The 18,837-nt window shown below is 68.4% G+C and carries 18 protein-coding genes, 1 tRNA gene and 1 pseudogene; 3 read left to right on the top strand and 17 right to left on the bottom strand.

Annotated elements, in window-relative coordinates; all coding sequences use genetic code 11:
- Nucleotides 1-121: 121 nt before the first annotated feature.
- The 4 genes from ACRAWB_RS01855 to ACRAWB_RS01840 form a co-directional block, all read right to left on the bottom strand.
- On the bottom strand, nt 122-1,312 hold the full coding sequence (locus ACRAWB_RS01855) for an AAA family ATPase (RefSeq protein ID WP_431351794.1): 1,191 nt from the start codon (nt 1,310-1,312) through the stop codon (nt 122-124).
- Entirely contained in the window at nt 1,312-1,683 is a 372-nt protein-coding gene (locus tag ACRAWB_RS01850) for a hypothetical protein (protein ID WP_431351793.1), read from the bottom strand. Before ACRAWB_RS01850 ends, ACRAWB_RS01855 begins: the two co-directional genes overlap by 1 nt.
- A 477-nt stretch (nt 1,684-2,160) precedes the next feature.
- Complete coding sequence (locus ACRAWB_RS01845; RefSeq protein ID WP_431351792.1) at nt 2,161-2,439, bottom strand: hypothetical protein; 279 nt, start codon at nt 2,437-2,439, stop codon at nt 2,161-2,163.
- On the bottom strand, nt 2,436-2,723 hold the full coding sequence (locus ACRAWB_RS01840) for a helix-turn-helix transcriptional regulator (protein WP_431351791.1): 288 nt from the start codon (nt 2,721-2,723) through the stop codon (nt 2,436-2,438). Before ACRAWB_RS01840 ends, ACRAWB_RS01845 begins: the two co-directional genes overlap by 4 nt.
- A 265-nt stretch (nt 2,724-2,988) precedes the next feature.
- On the opposite strand from ACRAWB_RS01840, the gene ACRAWB_RS01835 reads away from it, so the two are divergent.
- The 3 genes from ACRAWB_RS01835 to ACRAWB_RS01825 all read left to right on the top strand — a co-directional run bounded on the left by ACRAWB_RS01835 (nt 2,989) and on the right by ACRAWB_RS01825 (nt 5,351).
- Entirely contained in the window at nt 2,989-3,522 is a 534-nt protein-coding gene (locus ACRAWB_RS01835) for a hypothetical protein (protein WP_431351790.1), read from the top strand.
- Nucleotides 3,523-3,606: 84 nt separating this feature from the next.
- On the top strand, nt 3,607-3,987 hold the full coding sequence (locus ACRAWB_RS01830) for a hypothetical protein (protein WP_431351789.1): 381 nt from the start codon (nt 3,607-3,609) through the stop codon (nt 3,985-3,987).
- Between the two features lie 101 nt (nt 3,988-4,088).
- Complete coding sequence (locus tag ACRAWB_RS01825; RefSeq protein WP_431351788.1) at nt 4,089-5,351, top strand: tyrosine-type recombinase/integrase; 1,263 nt, start codon at nt 4,089-4,091, stop codon at nt 5,349-5,351.
- Nucleotides 5,352-5,411: 60 nt separating this feature from the next.
- On the opposite strand, the gene ACRAWB_RS01820 is transcribed toward ACRAWB_RS01825, so the two are convergent.
- The 13 genes and pseudogenes from ACRAWB_RS01820 to ACRAWB_RS01760 all read right to left on the bottom strand — a co-directional run bounded on the left by ACRAWB_RS01820 (nt 5,412) and on the right by ACRAWB_RS01760 (nt 18,785).
- Nucleotides 5,412-5,485, bottom strand: a tRNA-Pro gene (locus ACRAWB_RS01820).
- Between the two features lie 83 nt (nt 5,486-5,568).
- Nucleotides 5,569-5,745 (bottom strand): hypothetical protein, encoded by a 177-nt coding sequence (locus tag ACRAWB_RS01815; protein WP_431351787.1) that lies wholly within the window; start codon nt 5,743-5,745, stop codon nt 5,569-5,571.
- Between the two features lie 461 nt (nt 5,746-6,206).
- Nucleotides 6,207-7,817, bottom strand: coding sequence for a chitinase (locus ACRAWB_RS01810; protein ID WP_431351786.1), 1,611 nt, complete (start codon nt 7,815-7,817; stop codon nt 6,207-6,209).
- Nucleotides 7,817-10,183 carry a glycosyltransferase family 2 protein gene (locus ACRAWB_RS01805; protein WP_431351785.1) on the bottom strand — a complete coding sequence of 789 codons (2,367 nt, stop codon included), beginning with the start codon at nt 10,181-10,183 and terminating at the stop codon, nt 7,817-7,819. Before ACRAWB_RS01805 ends, ACRAWB_RS01810 begins: the two co-directional genes overlap by 1 nt.
- Before the next feature lie 194 nt (nt 10,184-10,377).
- A complete protein-coding gene (locus ACRAWB_RS01800; RefSeq protein ID WP_431351784.1) occupies nt 10,378-11,838 on the bottom strand; it encodes a hypothetical protein in 1,461 nt (486 codons plus the stop codon).
- A gap of 147 nt (nt 11,839-11,985) precedes the next feature.
- Nucleotides 11,986-12,300: a hypothetical protein gene (locus ACRAWB_RS01795; RefSeq protein ID WP_431351783.1), complete on the bottom strand. Its 315-nt coding sequence runs from the start codon at nt 12,298-12,300 to the stop codon at nt 11,986-11,988.
- A gap of 54 nt (nt 12,301-12,354) precedes the next feature.
- Nucleotides 12,355-13,860 (bottom strand): ribosome biogenesis GTPase Der, encoded by a 1,506-nt coding sequence (gene der / locus ACRAWB_RS01790; protein ID WP_431351782.1) that lies wholly within the window; start codon nt 13,858-13,860, stop codon nt 12,355-12,357.
- Entirely contained in the window at nt 13,853-14,524 is a 672-nt protein-coding gene (gene cmk, locus ACRAWB_RS01785) for a (d)CMP kinase (protein ID WP_431351781.1), read from the bottom strand. The genes der and cmk overlap by 8 nt, the downstream gene beginning before the upstream one ends.
- A pseudogene (locus tag ACRAWB_RS01780) lies at nt 14,521-15,608 on the bottom strand (prephenate dehydrogenase). Before ACRAWB_RS01780 ends, cmk begins: the two are co-directional and overlap by 4 nt.
- 72 nt (nt 15,609-15,680) lie before the next feature.
- Nucleotides 15,681-16,445, bottom strand: coding sequence for a pseudouridine synthase (locus tag ACRAWB_RS01775; RefSeq protein WP_431351780.1), 765 nt, complete (start codon nt 16,443-16,445; stop codon nt 15,681-15,683).
- A complete protein-coding gene (gene scpB, locus ACRAWB_RS01770) occupies nt 16,435-17,085 on the bottom strand; it encodes an SMC-Scp complex subunit ScpB (RefSeq protein ID WP_431351779.1) in 651 nt (216 codons plus the stop codon). The genes ACRAWB_RS01775 and scpB overlap by 11 nt, the downstream gene beginning before the upstream one ends.
- Nucleotides 17,075-17,902 (bottom strand): segregation and condensation protein A, encoded by an 828-nt coding sequence (locus ACRAWB_RS01765; protein WP_431351778.1) that lies wholly within the window; start codon nt 17,900-17,902, stop codon nt 17,075-17,077. The genes scpB and ACRAWB_RS01765 overlap by 11 nt, the downstream gene beginning before the upstream one ends.
- Entirely contained in the window at nt 17,886-18,785 is a 900-nt protein-coding gene (locus ACRAWB_RS01760; protein WP_431351777.1) for a ParA family protein, read from the bottom strand. Before ACRAWB_RS01760 ends, ACRAWB_RS01765 begins: the two co-directional genes overlap by 17 nt.
- Between the last annotated feature and the right edge of the window lie 52 nt (nt 18,786-18,837).

Raw genomic sequence — 18,837 nt, 5'->3', positions numbered from 1 at the left:
CTCTCGTCGCATGTGGGGTGGGTGCCGTAGGGCTGGTTGGTGGGGTGCATGGGCATGCCGCAGGTTGAGCAGTAGTGCCCGGTGACTGGCCACGGGTGGCCTTGTTTGTCGGTGATGTGTTTCATGCGGCTGCCTCGCATCGTCCGCAGATCCCGTTGAGTGTTGGGGTGTTGTGGATGGGGCAAGGCAACGCGTTCGCAACAGAACCTGACGCTGTTGTGTGTGTTGCTTCTGTTGCTTTGGGCGGGAAAGCAACAGAAGCAACACTCCTAACGGTGTGTGGTTCCGTTATGTCGGTGTTGCGTATGGGCGTGTAGACGCCGCGTTCTGGTCGGTCGATGCGGCCCGTCTTATGTGCACGGCTGAGGTAGGTTCGCGCCTGTGCCACGTCGATGTTCAGCGCTGCTGCTACAGCTTCGGGCCGCACGCCTTCGGGGTGTTCGTTGACGTATTCGATGAGGTCTTGTGACCGTTCCCCGAGGACGCTGAGGTCGCGGTTGAGGATGTCGTCAACGGTGACGTTGGCGGGGCCGATGAGTCGCGCACGGCCAACCGTCGCGGTGTCGCCGTCGTCGGTGCCGACGTTCACGGATTCGATTTGGAACGCGAGCGACGGGCGCACCGGGCTGTAGTTGGACTTCTCCACCGTGAGGATTCGGTCATCGGTTTCCTCATCCACCGCCATCACGATGAGGGACCGGGCGATGTCCCGGAAGGCGTGTGAGCCGCTGACTTTGTCCCCTGCCCTTCCTCCGCCCTTGTTGAAGTGAGCGACGCAGATAATCGCAATTTCGAGGTCCGAAGCCATTTGCGCCAGTGGGTCGAGGTTGCGGCGTACGTCTTCGAGTCGGTGTGAGTCACCCGACATGAGGCTGATGATCGGGTCGATGATGAGCACTTTGGCGCCGAACTCGATCAGGCTTTCCCGGATGCTCTGAAGATCGTCCGCGAGGTTAGGAGAGGTGATCCAGTCGCCGCGATCATCGGTGGCCTCGACGCTACCGAGGGACACGATGTTGTCAATGTTGGCTCCTGCCGCTTTGAGCCGCGGAACCAAAACACTGCTGGCGTCGTCCTCGCCGTTGATGATTGCGACAACGGAGGGGATGCCGTGGAGGTCGCCGTCAAGAGTTCCGTTGGTCCACCCAGCGATCTTCCACGCGAGCACGGTTGATTTGGCGATGCCGGCCGCGCCAGCAAACACTGTGATCGTGCTAATCGGTACGACATCCCGGAAGGCTGATTTGGTTCGGGTCGTTTTCACTGTCGCAAGCGGCGTTGCGATGAGTCGGCGTTGCGTCGCCTGCGTCACTACTTGACCGCCTTCCGGGTGATGCCGAAGTGAGCTTCGAGATCATCGACGTTCGCTCCGCGTGCGGCGAAGGCGTTGCAGACGGTGCGCTTCTCCGCCTCGGTCATCGACTCTGGGGTGAAGTGGCGCGGCTTAAGTGAGACGGCGTATCGGTGTTCGAGGTACTCGAGGTCGAACGATTGCGTCAGCAGTGCGACGGCAAGCGCCCGTCGCTGCCGCTTCGGAAGTCTGAGCGGGTCGAATTCGGGCGCATGCGATTCGAATCCGCCTCCGCGTTCGATGAGCTGGTTGTGCCACCGGAATCGGGAGTGCTGGGTGCCCCTCATCATTCGCTCCTTTCGACCAGGGCACGCACATCCGAAGTCGCGCATTGATTCACGTTGATCGCCCCGAGTCGCTGTGCAGCACGGAGCAACAGAAGAGTGCGGCGACCGAACGAGATCGGGCCGTCAACGCAGGCCAGGGTGAATACAAGGTCTTCGCTCGGCGTCGCTGCGAAGGGGTGGGGACTCTTTGGTTCTCGCGCGCGTCTATGCGGCGGGTCTTCCGGCGTGTGCTGGGTTCGGGCCAGCATCTGGGCGAACACGGGATCCGCATACGATTCGCGTTCCGGCAGTCGAGTCTCCCGCCACAGTCGGCGGCGAAGGTAGCGGTCTACGGCGCTTTGCGGAATGTCCGCGAGTGTGAGCTGGGGGGTGATTTCGTGCGCCTGTACGAAGGCGGCTGAGAGGTCGAGGGACGAAATGAACAAGAGGGGTCAACCCTTCTCGATATGAAGTTGTTGCGGTTGTGGGCCTGGGTTGCGGCTGTCAAAACCGTTGTGAAGCGCGTGCCGTATCTGGCGGCGGTCAGTCCTCTCCGAGTGACCGAAGAAGGGGGCGGGTGAGAATCAAGATGCGCTTGCCGGCGCGGAACGTCTCAATTTCCTTTCGTGCGACGAGTTCGTAAATGGTGTCGGTGCTGCACTGCATGAAGTGAGCGGTGTCAGCTACGGAGTTCACTGAGCGCGAGCGATAGAGGGTCTGAAATGCGACCTCATCGGTGCGGGCGAATTCCTCCGGTTCGGAATGGCGGATACCTGTCGTTGTGGTTGGCGCTGTAGTCATAGATGAGGTCGCCGATGTCACAGCTGACCCCCTTCATCCCCTTCACGAACGGTCAGCACACTTGGCTGTCGCGCGCTGCCGGCGACCTTCGCCAGAACTTCCAGCACGCGGGCGTACCTGACCGCCGTTTCCCCTTGAGGTGTGCGCCTGCCTGTCTCCCAGCGCGAAATCGCTGCACCGGAGACGCCGACCGTTGCGCCGAGGTCACCGACGCTCATCCGGAGCGACAGGCGCAATTCGCGCGCCCGGCCGCTTCCGAGGGCGACGTGCGCTTCCGCGATCCGCCGCAGGTCTTCTTCATCCATGCCTCTACTTTACCATAACCATGTCAATTGCCGACCGTTCGCGGACATCGATCGTGCCCCGAACCTTTACCGATTCCTTATCGTGTGCCATGATGGATACATGGCACGGCCCCTTGACTTCGCGTACGACTTCGGAAACCCGGAGGGCTACGTCACGCACGTAGCACGAGGGTGGGCAGTTGTGCCTTCTGATCAGCGAGGTACACCCGACGCTCAAGTAGGGGCGGTCACCTATCCGAAACGCTTTCAGACGCTCGTGGCATCAGTGACCGACGAGTTCGCATGCCTGATTCTCTTTCTTGCCGACACCGATGCGAGCAGCGTGACCCTGGCCGGCGTAATAAGTCCGACCGTAGATACCGACAGCGCGATCGAAAGGCTCGCTAATGTTCGCCCACTTTCGTGGTGGAAACAGCACGCCATCGTTGGTCTCACGTCGTCCGAGGGATATCTGCCACCGGAGGACGTACGCCCACTGCTGGGTGCGATATTCGACCTGGACGCCGAGGAAGTACACAGGGAGGCCGAATCCATCGCGCGCGCCAAAATGCGTCATCCCTCGCAGGAGGTTCGCGAGCGACGACGGATGTCGGACGCGCTTAGCGCCGAAATCGCAGAGGTATATCGCGACGCTTGGACCGCAGGGAAGAACCCCACGCAAGCCGTAGCGCATCACTTCAACAAGCCCTACTCCACCGCTGCTCGATGGGTAGGCGAAGCCCGTAAGCGGGGCCACCTTGGCCCGGCTGACGGCTCACGTGGCGGCGAGACGACTTCCCCGGAATCCACCGGGGATTGAAAGGAAACGCCCCCGCATCTGAGGCAACAGACGCAGGGGCAGCCCAAACCGATGCAACCAACACTCGAAAGGAAGCGCATCGAAATGAACATCAACAAGGCTACCGGCACCCACACCACCGACAACCGTGCGGACACGGAGGCACTTAAGGCCGCGTACGCAACGGCGAAGGCGACACCGTGCGACTTCCCCGGCTGCGACGGCGGCTGGCACGAGCCCGGCGTTCTCGCCTCTCAGTGGGCGCACCACGCCGACGCCGACTTCGACAACGGGGAGGTTCAGGTGTCCCTCACCCGCGACGGCCTCAACACCCCTCACGCTCAAGTGTGGCTCGAGGGGACGTACGACGATCTGACGGCCGATGACCTCCGCCGCCTGGCGACGGTCTACGAGGCCCTTCCCGCTCTCTTCCGGGAACAGGCTGCGCGACTGGACCGCATCACGCGAGAGGTTGAGTCGCACTGAGGCCGCGACGGTCGGGGCAGGTGCAACGCATGTTTCACCTGCCCCTGCCGTCCTGCCGCCACGTGAGACACAACGATCTACTGAAAAGGAGGCGCAGTCATATGGCTGACTACCTTTACCGTCGCTGCGGTTGCGAACACGACGGCAAGCAATACCCGGTACTGCGCGACAATGCGTCCCCGGATCAACTGGCGAAAGCCTGCCCGAAGATGGCGACGGACCCCACGCACGGCGGATGGGGCTTCTACCTGTCCGCCGGCCGCGACCCCAAAACCAACAAGCGCCGTCAGATCCGACGTACGGGATATCGCACCAAGCGTGAGGCGCAGGCCGCGTACCGATCGGAGGGCAAGAAAGCCGACGACGGCGTATACGTCCCACCGACGCGGCAGACGTACGGCGAGTACATCGACCAGTGGTTTCAGCATCGACTGACCACCGGCGACGGATTCCGGCCAACCACAGAGGACAATTACGCCCGATACATCGCGAGCGATATCAAGCCGTCCGCGCTGGGGCGCATGAAGCTCACGGACATTCGGAAGTACCACGTCAACGGATTCGTGTCCGAGCTGACCGCACAGGGCCGCGGAGCGACAACTGTGCGGCGAATCGCCGCCGTCGTGCAGGGATCGCTGAAAGCCGCTTGGCAGGACGAGCTGATCGACCACAACCCCGGCGCGGGCATCCGTCTACCGAGCGTCCAGAAGCAGAGCTTCGAACCGTGGGAACCGGAGCAGTTGGGAACGTTCCTCGACGTGGCCGTGGCTCACCGGCTCGGAGCGCTGTTCGAAGTGCTCGCATACACCGGGATGCGACGTGGCGAAGCGCTCGGGCTGAGATGGTCCGATGTGAACTTCGAAAGGGGCACCCTCACCATTCGGAACAACCGCACGAGCACCGGCTCTCGCATCGTAGAAGGCGCACCCAAGACCGATGCGGGCCGCCGAACGATTAGCTACCCCGATCAGGTCGGAGGAGTCTTGCTCGCATGGCAGCTTCGTCAGCGCGAGGAAGCCGAAACGCTTGAGGGTGCATGGACAGACAGCGGATACGTGTTCACCTATCCGACTGGGGAACCGCTCAAGCCGCAGTACGTTACTCGCCTCTTCGAGAAGCTGCGGGCGCAAAGCGGTTTGCCCCGCATGCCCCTCCACGGCCTCCGGCACGAGTCCGCTTCGCTTTTGCTGTCTCATGGGGCAGATATCGCGCTGGTGTCAAAAATGCTCGGGCACTCGTCGGTGAGCATCACTGCGGACCTGTATTCGCACCTTATTGCGCGCGCGGATCGCGACGCCTCCGCGAAGGTCGCGGCGGCTGTTCCGAGGGCTAGTGCACACAGAGTGCACACAGAACAGCACTGAGTGCGTCAAACGCAGAAAACCCCGGCGAATCAATTCCTTGATTCGCCGGGGCTTTCTCTGTCGGGCTGACAGGATTTGAACCTGCGACCCCTTGACCCCCAGTCAAGTGCGCTACCAAACTGCGCCACAGCCCGATGTCGTCGCACGCGGGCCGGAGCTCCGCGCGAGGCAACCCATCCATCCTACCGTGTCGGCGGGGTGCCTCGCGCACGCGCGATCAGACGTCCTTCGTCGCCCAGTCGAGGAGCTTGGGCTCGCCCTTGGTGCCGGACAGGTGGCAGACGACGATGACCGACCCAGCGCCCTGGACCGGCGGCTCGATCGGGAAGCCGATGGTCACCTGCCACGATCCGTCCGCATTCTGCGTCGGCGGGTGGGCCGGGTTGTACGGCATCTCCTTGGCCGTCGGCTCGTCCTTCGCGTAGACCTCTTGGGCCAGGACGGCGCACGCTGTCCAGGCCGAGAGCGCATCCAGCGGCTCATCGCCCGACGCCGGCGACGGCGTGGCCGTGACCGTCGCGGCGACCGTCGTCGCGGGCTCAGCCGAGCTCCCGACGGCCGCTCCCCGGCGCAGCCGGACAGTGCCAATAGCGACGCCGCGGCGACCCCGCCGACAGCGTCATCCCCCTCAGTGATCTCATGCGATCCCCCCGAATCTCTCGGGGCAAACCTATCGTGCCGGCGGCGACACCGTGCACCACCCGAAGGCACACGCGTCCCCGCCGGCACTGCTCCGCGTACCGGCCGACTTCACGGCGCGCGGGCGCCCGGACGCTCCCGCCCCGCAGCGGGAGTCCAGGTGGGGTCGGCGACGGGACGCGATGGGGGAGTCAGCGTCCCGCCGCCGATTCTGGTTCAGCGGCTCGTGGAGCCGCCGACGATCTGGTCGATCTCGTCCTGCGTGAGCGGCACCCACGGCGACGAGTCGGGGTCGGCGCTGGCGGCCTCGGGGCTGTCACCCTGCGTCCACCACTTGGCCTCGTAGGGCACACCGTCGAACAGGATGCGCTGGCCCTTGTCGTACGCGGTCGTCCCGCTCCAGTTCGGGTACGTCCCGGCCGGCAGGGTCGGTTGCGGGATGGGCGTCTCGCCCGGCAGCACCGGGCCCACCAGCTCCCACGGCGTCTCCCACGCGTTCAGCACGGGGTTATCCGGGACGTCGCCCTTGGTCCACCACTTGGCCTGGTACACGTTGTGGTGCCAGACCACCTTCGCGCCCTTCAGGTACGAGTTCTTCGTCGCCCAGATCGGGTACGGCGAGGTGGACGGGTCGTCAGCGGCCGCGGCGGAGGTCGGCTCGGCCGTGGTGACCTGGCCCTCCCCCAGTCCGATCCGGCCGTCGAAGCCCTTCGCGAGCAGGCCGGCGAACGTCTTCTTGCCCTGGCTGACGCCGCTGCAGGCGTCCGACACGACGGTCAGGTCGACGTAGTTCGAGCCGCAGGTCTTGTCCCGGTTCGCCGACCACATCGACATGCGGCCGAGACCGTTGGACACGGCCCACGTGTTGAAGGAGGCGGCGTCGGCGAGCGAGAAGACCTCGGCCTCGATGTCGTTCTGGCCGATCATCGGGGTCGCGCCGAGCTTCGCCCACAGGCTCGGGTCGCTCTGGTGCAGCTTCGCGCGGTCGTACAGGATGCCCAGCTGGCGCTGAGTAGCGGAGACCGCCTGCTCAGCGGTCTTCGCCATGGAGGTCTTGGCGTTCTTGGCGTCGCCGAAGTCCATGGTCATGACGTTGACACCGGCGATGTCGACCTTCGCCTTCAGCATGGCGGCGATCGCGTCCGTCCCGTCGGCGGTCAGACCGGTCGGCGCGACGGGGAGGGTCAGCCAGACGGCGAGCCCCTTGCCCGCGGCACGGCGCTCCTGCTGCAGCGCGGCGATCGCGGAGGCGCGGCGCTCGGCGGCGTCGCGGTTCGTGAGGCCGGCGCCCTCGAGGTCGAGGTCGATCGTCCCGATCTTGTAGCGGTCGACGACCGCGGCGTAGGCGTCCTTCAGCTTCGACTCGTCGTCGCAGCCGACGGCGAGCTCGTCGTTCCGCTGGCCGCCGAACGAGACGGCGACCGTCCCGCCCTGCTGCTGCAGGCGCGCGATGCGGCGGTCCAGGTCGAGGGAGCCGCGGGCCTCGTCGAGCGAGTACGCGGCGCCCCAGCTGGGCTCGCATCCGTCGTCCTTCGAGGACACCACGAACGAGAGGACCGCGTCCTTCGTCGACGTGCCGCCCAGGTTCTCGAACGCGAACCGCGGGGTCGCGGTCACATCCACGTAGGAGGCGAACCACGGCTTCGCGTCGACCGCGGCGCGGGCGCTCCACCACTGGAGGCCGACCGCACCGGCGGAGACGACGATGACGGCGACGAGCCCGGCGCCGATCACGCGCCACGGCGAGAGACGGCGGCCGCTGTCGGCCTCGGGGGCCTGAGCCCGCTCGACGGCGTCGGCGGCCGTCGCCTTCTTCTGCTTCGACATCAGGCGGCCTGCTTCTCGTTCGAGGCGGAAGCGGCGGAAGCGGCGGCGGAGTCGGAGTCGGATTCCGCACTTTCGGCCGACGCAGCCGCCGGCTCCACGACCGCGCCGACACCGGCCAGGTGCGGCACCTCGCCGCCGGTGTGCCCGTGGTACAGCACGGAGCGCCAGTCGAGGGAGGCCGTGGCCGGCTGTGCGACGTCCGCCGTGCCCTTCCGCGAGGTGGAGACGTAGAGCGGCTTCGTCATCCCGAGCCAGATGTCGACGATGGTGTTCCACGGGCCGATGTAGGCGATGATCGCCCAGATGGCCAGCGTCGCGTTGAACGCGGCGAACGCGGCGTTGCCCCAGTTGTGCGCGTTGACATCGCGCCACAGGGTGAACAGCGAGAACCCGACGATCGCGAGCGGCGCGACCACGTAGAGCAGCGGCGAGGCGGTGCGGTTCTTCACCTTCGGCGTGCGGGCGAACGGGATCTTCTTGCCGGTCAGCGACTGCTGGATCGACTTGAGCACACCGGCGAGGTTCACCGGCAGCAGGATCAGGTTGAAGCCGTAGATCCGGAAGATGTCGGTGGCCTTGTAGCCGCTGTAGCGGAGGTCCGCGGCCTGGCTGATGAAGTACGGCAGCGCGGCGAGCAGCACCATCGGGCTGAGCAGGCGGCCGTCGTACGGGTAGGCCAGCAGGAAGATCAGGCCGAAGCTCGCCCAGCTGATCGACGCCATGTAGTTGACGCGCAGCAGCAGCTCGATCTTCGACACGGTCTCGCCGCGGCGCTTCCGCTCCTTCACCTGACGCCAGAGTTTCGGCAGGATGAGGAGTCCGCCGTTCGCCCACCGTCGGCGCTGGACGATCAGCGAGCCGAAGTCCGGCGGGGTGGCCGAGTAGCTGAGGCGTTCCGGGTAGTTGGACAGCGTCCAGCCGTGGGTGCCGAGGTCGATGCTCGACTCGGTGTCCTCGATGACCGTGCGGTCCTGGATGTACCGGCGCACCTCGAACCCGCCGACGAACTCGGTCTCGACGATGTCGTCCAGCGCGCGCTTGCGGATGACCGCGTTCGCGCCCACCCAGAAGGTCGCCCCGTAGTACGACTTTCCCTGGTGCAGGATGTGCTGGATGTCGGTGGTCGCACCGGCCAGGCGCTCGATGCGGGTGCCGGCGCCGCGGAACGACGAGTACGGGGTCTGGGTGACCGCGACGCGCGCGTTGTCGGGCTGCTGCAGGAAGTAGGTGAGCCGGAGGCAGTACTCGCGCAGCAGGATGGAGTCGGCGTCCAGCGTCAGGAGGAAGTCGCTGTCCGGGATCTCGACGTCACCGGCACGGCGCTGGCCGGCGGGCACCGCGTTCAGGATGGGGCCCTCCGGCGTCTCCTCGACGCGGTAGGTGCCGCCCATCAGGCCGATGTAGGCGTTGAGGTTCATCGCCTTGTTCGCCTCGTGCGACAGCGACGCCCACTTCTTGCGCTCGAAGACGGCGAGCTCGGCGTCGAAGGTCCAGGCGAGGCGGCGGTAGAGCTGCGCGACGCGCTTGGAGGTGAGGGACGCGCCCTCCGCGATCGCCGCGGCGACGGCCTCGCCGGTGAGCGCCAGGTCGTCGCCGAGGGCGCGGAGCACCTGGTCGGCGAAGAAGACGTCGACGTGGTCCTCGACGGTGTGGGCGTCGGCCTGCTCGTAGAGCCACTGCGCGGCCCAGCGGTAGTGCTCGGCGAGCTCGAGGCCGGCCTCATCGGTGGCGTAGACGCCGGTGTCGCCCAGCTCGTAGCGCAGGAGCGCGTCCGAGAAGCGGAACCGCGGCTCAGCGAGCATGGCACTGATGTCGTGCGCGAGGTCGCGGGTCGCCTCGAGCCGTTCGCGGACGGCCGGGTCGGTCGGGTTGGGGTTGTCGTCGAGGAGCAGGACGACCCGCTTCGACGGGAACTCCTGCAGCGCGGCGGAGAGGAGGGTCATCTTGACGACCTCCGGCTCCTCCGCGTACGACGGCACGAGCACGGTGATGCTGGGCTGGTTCTCCGCGAAGTGGCGGTCCAGCTCGGCGCGCGGAACGCGGACGTGCTTCTGGAAGCGCTGCAGCGCACCCTGCCGGGCCACCAGGTACATGAGGGCCGAGAAGGTGAGGAAGGTCACGACGACCGTGTAGCCGATCGCCTCCATCGTGAAGCGGAAGTTCTGGCTGCCGCTGTCGATGAACTGGCGGATGATCGTGGTGACGACGTAGATGGCCCAGAACAGCACGGTCAGCACGATGGCGACGCGGCTCCAGGTGATCTTGCGGTCGGACGGCTTCGGGTGGACCGTCGGGAGCGGTTCGGTGCGCTTCTCGGAGCCGAGCTGGCGCTTTCGGGCAGGGGTGTATTGGGTTGTAGAACTCATTTTCGGGTATGCGTCCTTGATCGGGTTCGGAAGCCCGGCCCTCGGGTGGGCGCGGTCGGGTGGCTTCCGGTTGTCCACACTAGTGAGGACAAGCCGGGGTACAAATACCCCCTTCTGGTCGCCCCTTCTTTGGGGGCGGTTTCGTGCGATCTTTCACAGCGTGCGCCGGTGTGTCGCTCTTGCGCTCCGGCGATTCATGCATACGCATCGAAGCCGAAGGGATGTCGGAGGCCGCGGTCTAGGCTGGCGGCATGCCGTCGCAGCCGTCCCCGCAGCTGTGGCGGGGGCGCACGGCCGGCGGCCGTCTGGCGTTCCTCCTCGGTCTCGTCGTCGCCATCCCGGTCGTGCTCGCTCTCGGAATCCTGCTGCTGGTCCTCGGCGTGGTGGCCGGTGTCGTCGCGCTGGTCGGGTGGCTGATCGGCGTCGCGGCGGCGTGGGTGTGGTTCTGGATTCAGCGGCAGCAGACCATCCCGTATCCGTTCGGCACGCCCGCGCCGGTGTCGCGCCGTGCCCGGCGGATCGCGCTGAGCGGGCTCTACCTGTCGCTGGCCCCGCGTGCCATCGGCGGAATCGCGCGGTTCGCGGGTTGGTTGCTGGCGCCCGTGGCGTTGCTCGTCTCGCTCATCGGCGTCTTCCTCCCCCGGTGGCGGGCGCGCCCATACGTCGCGGTGTTCACGCTGCCCGCGCTCCTGCGCAAGGTCGTCGGTCTCGGACACCGCCGCGGTCTCCTCCGCGACGGCCAGGACGCCGTGATCGTGCCGTATGACGACTTCCTCGCGCGGGCCTTCCCGCTGATCAAGGATGTGCTCGACTGGTGGAACGACCCCGCGCGCGGTGACGACTACACGCCGACCCCGGGCCTGCCCGACGTGCCGGCGGGGCTCCTCGGCCTGCCGCTCGGACCCTCCCCCGACCCCCTGGGCCAACCGGGCATCGCCGCGGGCGCGATGCGGCGGCGCGCGATCCGGACGCTGCGGGAGGTGCTGCTCAGCCAGCGGGAGATCGACGACCTCTGCGACCCGGACCTCGACGACCGTCCCGACACCGCCCTCGTTCGGCTCGTGGAGGTGGACGCACCGGACGGGCGACGCTGGATCGCCCAGTTCGCGAGCACGAGGACGTGGCACCCGCGTGCGGGCGCGGCGCCGAACGACCTGACGGCCGACCTCATGATCGGCGGTGACGAACGGCCCACCGTGACGCGCGCGGCGATCGAAACGCTCCGCCTGGCGGGCGTGCGTCCCGGCGAGCCGGTGTGCCTCGCCGGCTTCAGCCTGGGCGGGATGATCGCCGCGCAGGTCGCGACGGCGGCGGTCGACGAGGGCTTCACGGTGACGCACCTCGTCGTCGCGGGGTCGCCGCTCGGACGCATCCCCGTGCCGGATTCGATCGCGGTGCTGGCGCTGGAGCATGTGCTCGACCCGGTGCCGCGCGTAGAGGGACGCGAGAACCCGCTGCGAGCGGACGGCGGCCGACCGTTCCTCACGGTGAAGGCGCGGCCTCCGCTCGGGGTGGGCTTCAAGATCGGCGCGCTGCACGCGTCGACGGCCTACGCGGACACGGCTGCGATGGTGGAGGCGGAGCCTCCGGACGAGCGCGTCGGCGCGCTGCTCGCGGAGCTCGCGCCGTTCCTGCGCGGTGCGCAGCGCATCCACGATCGGGCGGCCGTGCGGCCGGGGCTGCCACCGCGTCCGTCGGTCCCGCTGTACCTGCACAGCACGGTGGAAGAGGGCATCACGCGCGGGACACTGCGCCAGACGGTGCGGCGGCTTCCCGGCGTGATCGCCGTGGACGTCTACCAGTCACGCAGCGGGTTCGCGACGACCATCCTCTGGAACGCCGACATCCTCGTCCGGGTGCTCGACCCGTGGCTGGTCGCGGCGGGACGGACGGCGGTCTATCGCGGCCTGCTGTCCCTCCTCGCGCGGCGTCGCGCGGTCGGCATCCACCTGCGGCTGCAGGCGCGGGGAGACGCCCGGGATCACGTGGGAGGCCACGCTGCAGCGGCTCTCGGACGGCCGCTGGCGCGAGGCCGTCGACATCACGGTCGACGACCGCGCCGATCCGTCCGACGTCGCTCGCCTGTTCCCGGGCGGCACAGCACCCGTGGTGGTCATCCACCCGCCGGACGCCTTCGCGCCCGTCCTCGACGTCGCCTTCCAGCGACGGGGCTAGCGCTTGCGCTTCTCGCGGACCCGCATGTTGAGGACGATGGGCGTTCCCTCGAAGCCGTAGACCTCGCGGAGCCGGCGGATGATGTAGCGCCGGTACCCCGGGTCCAGGAACCCCGTCGTGAAGACCACGAATGTCGGCGGACGGCTCGACGCCTGGGTGCCGAACAGGATGCGCGGCTGCTTGCCGCCGCGGACCGGGTGGGGGTGCGCCGCGGTCAGCTCAGCCAGGAAGGCGTTGAACTTGCCCGTCGGGATGCGGGTGTCCCACGACTCGAGCGCGAGCTCCAGCGCGGGCACCAGCTTCTCGAGGTGACGGCCGGTGCGCGCCGAGATGTTGACGCGCGGCGCCCAGGAGACGTGCGCGAGGTCCTGCTCGATCTCGCGCTCCAGGTAGCGGCGGCGGTCGTCGTCGAGCAGGTCCCACTTGTTGAAGGCGAGGACCAGGGCGCGGCCCGACTCGAGGACGAGGTCGATGATGCGGACGTCCTGCTCGCTGATCGGCTCGCTCACGTCGAGCACGACGACGGCGACCTCCGCCTTCTCCAGCGCGGTGGAGGTGCGGAGCGACGCATAGAAGTCGGCGCCCTGCTGCAGGTGCACGCGACGGCGGATGCCGGCGGTGTCGACGAAGCGCCACACCTTGCCGCCGAGCTCCACCTGCTCGTCCACCGGGTCGCGGGTGGTGCCCGCGAGCTCGTTGACGACCACGCGCTCCTCGCCCGCCGTCTTGTTCAGAAGAGACGACTTGCCGACGTTCGGGCGACCGATGATCGCGACGCGGCGGGGTCCGCCGATCTCGCGCTTGGCGACCGCAGACTCCTCCGGCAGGACCTTCAGGATCTCGTCCAGCAGGTCGGCGACGCCGCGGCCGTGCAGGGCCGAGACCGGATGCGGCTCGCCCAGGCCCAGCGACCACAGCTCGGTCGCGTACGGCTCCTGGCGGGCGTCGTCCACCTTGTTGGCGGCGAGGAAGACGGGCTTCTTGGTCTTGCGGAGCAGCCGGACGACGTGCTCATCGGTCGATGTCGCGCCGACAGTCGCATCCACCACGAAGAGGACCGCGTCGGCCAGGTCGATGGCGACCTCGGCCTGCGCGGCGACGGACGCGTCGATGCCGCGGGCGTCGGGCTCCCAGCCGCCGGTGTCGACGAGCGTGAAGCGGCGGCCGTTCCACTCCGCCTGGTACGACACGCGGTCGCGCGTGACGCCGGGGGTGTCCTCGACGACGGCCTCGCGGCGGCCCAGGATGCGGTTGACGAGCGCGGACTTGCCCACGTTCGGGCGGCCGACGATCGCCAGCACCGGGAGCGCGGGCAGGTAGGTGATGCCCTCGACGTCCTCACCGGCGATGTCGAGGATGTCGAGGTCGCTCTCGTCGAGCTCGTACTCCTCGAGGCCGCTGCGCAGCGCGTTGGCGCGCTGGACCGCAAGGTCCTCGTCGAGGTCGGAGAGCCGTGCGACGAGGTCGTCGTCGCCGGTGGGCTCGTTTTCGATGTCAGACATGTGCTGCTTTCTGTACGACCTGGATGACCGCGTCAACGGTCTGGTCGAAGTCGAGGTCGGTGGAGTCGACCGTGGTGACGCCTTCTGCGGCGTTCATGAAGTCGACGACGCGGGAGTCCGCCGCGTCGCGCCTCCTCAGGGCCTCACCGACGTGGGCGGCGGAATGGCCGGTCAGCTCCGCGGAACGCCTGGCCATTCTAACGGCTTCGTCGGCGGTGAGCAGGATGCGGACGGGCGCATCCGGGCACACCACGGTGGTGATGTCGCGTCCTTCGACCACGATCCCGTCGCGGTCCGTGTGCCGGATGATGTCGCGGAACAGCTGCGTGAGGAATTCCCGTACCTCGGGCACGCGCGCGATCGGAGCGACGACGGCGGTCACCTCCGGGGTGCGGATGGTCGCGGTCACGTCGGTGTCGCCGACGAACACGTGGTAGGTGTCCGGGTCGGTCCCGATCCGGTAGTCGAAGTCGGGCAGCGCATCGATGACGGCGCCAGCGTCCGTCGGGTCGAGCTCGCGCGCGACCACGTACCAGCTCAGCGCGCGGTAGGCGGCGCCGGTGTCCAGGTACGCCCAGCCCAGCCGGCGCGCGGCCGCCTTGCTGACGCTCGACTTGCCGCTGCCCGCGGGTCCGTCGACCGCGACCACGATCGTCTCGGTCATCCGGTGATCCTCCATCCACGTTCGGTCAGGTCCGTCACGGTGCGGTGCTCGACCTCGGGCAGCACCGCGATGTCGGCGAGGCCGAACGGCGCGCCCGGCGAGTGCTCCAGCCGCAGGTCCTCCATGTTGACGCCGAGCTCGCCGAGCTCGTGCAGCAGCCGGGCCAGCTCGCCCGGGCGGTCCTCGACCATCACCACGAAGCGCGCATACCTGCGGTCCTGGCCGTGCTTGCCGGGGAGCCGCGAGACACCGGTGTTGCCGCCGGCGATCTCCTCCGCGATCGTGCGGCGCGCCCCAACTGCGTCGACGTCGCCGAGCGCGACCAGCACGCGGTCGAGGTCGTCCCGGTAGGCCCGCAGGATCTCGACGATCGCGGGCGCGTTCGCCCCGAGGATCTGCACCCACAGCTCCGGCTCGCTCGCCGCGATGCGGGTCACGTCGCGGACGCCCTGCCCGGCCAGCGCGAGCGCCGCATCCGGCGAGTCGGCCAGCCGCTTCGCCATGAGCGACGAGACGATCTGCGGCGCGTGCGAGACGAGGGCGACGGCGGCGTCGTGCTCGTCGGCGGCCATCTCGACCGGGGTGGCGCCGAGGTCGAGGATGAGCGCTTCGACCAGGCTGACCGCCGATCGCGGGTTCTCCGGCCTCGCCGCGACCACCCACGGCCGACCGATGAACAGGTCGGCACGCGCGGACGAGGGTCCGCCGCGCTCGCGTCCGGCCAGCGGATGCCCGCCGACGTAGCGCGACAGGTCGGCGCCCGACGCCTCCAATTCGGCCAGCGGCGCGACCTTCACGCTCGCCACGTCCGTGACCACCGCATCCGGATGCGCCGCCAGCTCGTCGGCGACGACCCGGCCGGTCAGGTCCGGCGGCACGGCCACCACGATCAGCGCGGGCTCCACTCCCCGTCGTCGATGCGACCCGCGCCATAGTCCGCCGCCAGCCGCAGGTGGGCGGGCGAGGCGTCGGCGAGCACCACGTCGACACCGCGGGCGCGCAGCCCGAGTCCGACGGACGCGCCGAGCAGCCCCGCGCCGACGACGCGGACGGGGCCGGCGAGGCGGGCGGGAGTGTCAGTCACCCGTCCACCTTAGCCAGCGCCGCCGACCCTCGTTTTCCGCACCCTGCCATTCGCCGTGGGGGTGGTGGTGCCTCAGCCGTTCTCGCGGGAGATGGTGAGCAGTTTGCCGAGCTCGTCCTTCGTCAGGTCGCGCAGCTGGCCGACCTTCAGCGTGCCGAGGTGCAGCGGCCCGAACTGCCGCCGGACCAGCTCGACCACGGGGTGCCCGACCTCGGCGAGCATCCGCCGCACGATCCGGTTGCGTCCGGAGTGCAGCGTGATCTCGACCAGCGACTCGCCGTCCCGCTGGTTCGACTGCAGCAGCCGCGCCTTGTCTGCGGCGATCGGCCCGTCCTCCAGCTCGACGCCCTTGGTCAGGCGGCCGATCGTCTGCGGCGTCATCACCCCGCGCACGCGGGCGATGTACGTCTTGGTCACCCCGAACGACGGATGCGCCAGCACGTGCGCCAGCTCGCCGTCGTTGGTGAGGATGAGCAGGCCCGAGGTCTCCGCATCCAGCCGCCCGACGTTGAACAGCCGCTCCGGGTACTGCGCCGTGAACCGCGACAGGTCCGGCCGGCCCTGCTCGTCGCGCATCGAGCTGACCACGCCGACCGGCTTGTTGAGCATGACGTAACGGCGGGAGGTGTCCAGCTGCACGGCCGTGCCGTCCACCGCGACCTTGTCAACGGCGGGGTCGACGCGGGTGCCGAGCTCCTGGACGACCTTCCCGTTCACGGTCACCCGGCCGGCGACGATCAGCTCCTCGGACACGCGCCGCGACGCCACGCCCGCGGCAGCCATCACCTTCTGCAGACGCTCGCCCTGCGAGCCCTGCGTCCCGTTCTCAGCGGACATCGCCCTCGAACCCGTCCACGCCGTCGCTGAGCAGCGGCGAGATCTTCGGCAGCTCGTCGACGGAGTTGATGCCGAGCTGGCTGAGCAGCAGGTCGGTGGTCCCGTAGTTGATCGCACCCGTCTCGCTGTCCGTGAACAGCTCCGTGATCAGGCCGCGGCCGAGCAGCGTCCGCACCACCGAGTCCACGTTGACGGCACGGATGGAGGCGATGGCGCCGCGGCTGATCGGCTGCTTGTAGGCGATCACGGCCAGCGTCTCCAGGGCCGCCTGGGACAGCTTGGTGGGGTTCTGCTGCAGCACGTAGCCCGAGACGACGGCATCGAACTCCTCGCGGACGTAGATGCGCCATCCGCCGCCCACCTCGCGCAGCTCGAACCCGCGCCGGACGCCGCCGCCCTCGCCGTCGAAGTCGGCGACCAGCGCGGCGATGGCCGCGCGCACGCGCTTCACGGGCGCGCCGACCGCCGTCGCCAGCGTCACCAGGCTCATCGGCTCGTCGGCGACCATCAGGATGGCCTCCAGCGCCCGCTCGATCTGCGCATCCTCGACGGGCGCCGGCACCTCGGTGGTGTCCGTCACCTCGTCGCCACTGATGACCACGTCCTCGACGACGTCGTCGGCCACATCCTCAACCGTCATAGTCGGCTCCCAAGTTCGAAAGGTTCTCCTCGGACCAGTGCTCGGCGGTCCATCGCAGCGTCAGCTCCCCCAGCGGCTCCAGCTGCTCGAAGGCGAGCGCCGCGCGCCGGTACAGCTCCAGCACCGCGAGGAACCGCGCGACGACCACGCCCTTCTGCTCGGCGCCGGCCACCAGCTGCCGGAAGCTCATCGGCTCGCCGTGCCGCAGCATCCCGACCACGATCGCCGCCTGCTCGCGGATGCTGACCAGCGGCGCGTGCAGGTGGTCGAGCCCGACGACGGGCACCTCGCGCGGCGTCATGGCCAGGGTCGCGAGGGCGGCGAAGTCGTCCAGGCTCAGCGTCCACACCAGCTCCGGAGTGCGCTGGCGGAACTTGTCCTCCAGCCGCACCAGGCGCGCGTGCCGGGCGCCCTCGGCCTCCAGCCGCTGCGCGAACCACGCCGACGCCTCCTTGAACGCGCGGTACTGCAGCAGGCGGGCGAACAGGAGGTCGCGGGCTTCGAGCAGCGCGACGTCCTCCGCGTCCACCAGCTCGCCCTGGGGCAGGAGTCCGGCCACCTTGAGGTCGAGGAGGGTCGCGGCGACGAGCAGGAACTCGCTCGCCTCATCCAGGCTGTCGTCGGTGTCGAGCTGGCGCAGGTAGGCGATGAACTCGTCGGTCACCCTGCTGAGCGAGATCTCGGTGATGTCGAGCTCGTGCTTGGTGATCAGCGACAGGAGCAGGTCGAACGGGCCCTCGAAGTCGCCGAGGGACACGCGGAAGCCCGGGGCGTCCTCCGGCTGCGCGACGTCGGGCAGGTCAGGCGACGGCGCCACGGAACACCAGTTCCCGCGCCAGCTGCCGGTACGCCTCCGCGGCCTGGTGCTCGGGCGCGAACTGCGTGATCGGGGTGGCCGCGACCGACGCGTCCGGGAACTTCACCGTGCGCGAGATGACGGTCTCGAGCACGCGGTCGCCGAAAGCGTCGACGACGCGCTCCAGCACCTCGCGGGAGTGCAGCGTGCGCGAGTCGTACATGGTGGCGAGGATGCCGTCCAGCTCGATCGCCGGGTTCAGGCGCTCGCGGACCTTGTCGATCGTCTCGATGAGGAGGGCGACGCCGCGCAGCGCGAAGTACTCGCACTCGAGCGGGATGAGGACGCCGTGGCTCGCGGTCAGGGCGTTGACGGTGAGGATGCCGAGCGAGGGCTGGCAGTCGACCAGGATCACGTCGTAGTCGTTCGCGACCTTGCGCAGCACGCCGGCCAGGATCTGCTCGCGGGCGACCTCGTTGACGAGGTGCACCTCGGCGGCCGACAGGTCGATGTTGGCCGGGATGATGTCGAGGTTCGGCACGGAGGTCTGCTGGATGGCGCCCTGCACGTCCGCGTTGCGGTTGAGCAGGAGGTCGTAGATCGTCGTGACGTCGTGCGTCCGCGCGCCGAGGCCCGCGGACAGCGCGCCCTGCGGGTCGAAGTCAACCGCCAGCACGCGGCGGCCGTAGTCGGCGAGCGACGCGCCGAGGTTGATGCTCGTCGTCGTCTTGCCGACGCCGCCCTTCTGGTTGCAGAGGGCGATGATCTTGGCGGGACCGTGCTGCGCGAGCGGGGCCGGTACCGGGAAGGCGCGCAGCGGACGGCCGGTGGGCCCGGGCTTCGCGGCGACGGATGCCTCATCCATGCCCGGAAGCTGGGTCTCGACCTCGTCGTTGCGCGTCACCTGGGTGTTCCTCGTCCCTCTCGTGGGCGGTCTTTCAAGGGACCAGTCTATG

Source organism: Leifsonia poae (genome assembly GCF_050632865.1).
Taxonomy (GTDB): Bacteria; Actinomycetota; Actinomycetes; order Actinomycetales; family Microbacteriaceae; genus Leifsonia; species Leifsonia poae_B.
The sequence above is the reverse complement of the archived record's forward strand: the minus strand, read 5'-3'. Positions and strand labels throughout refer to the sequence as shown.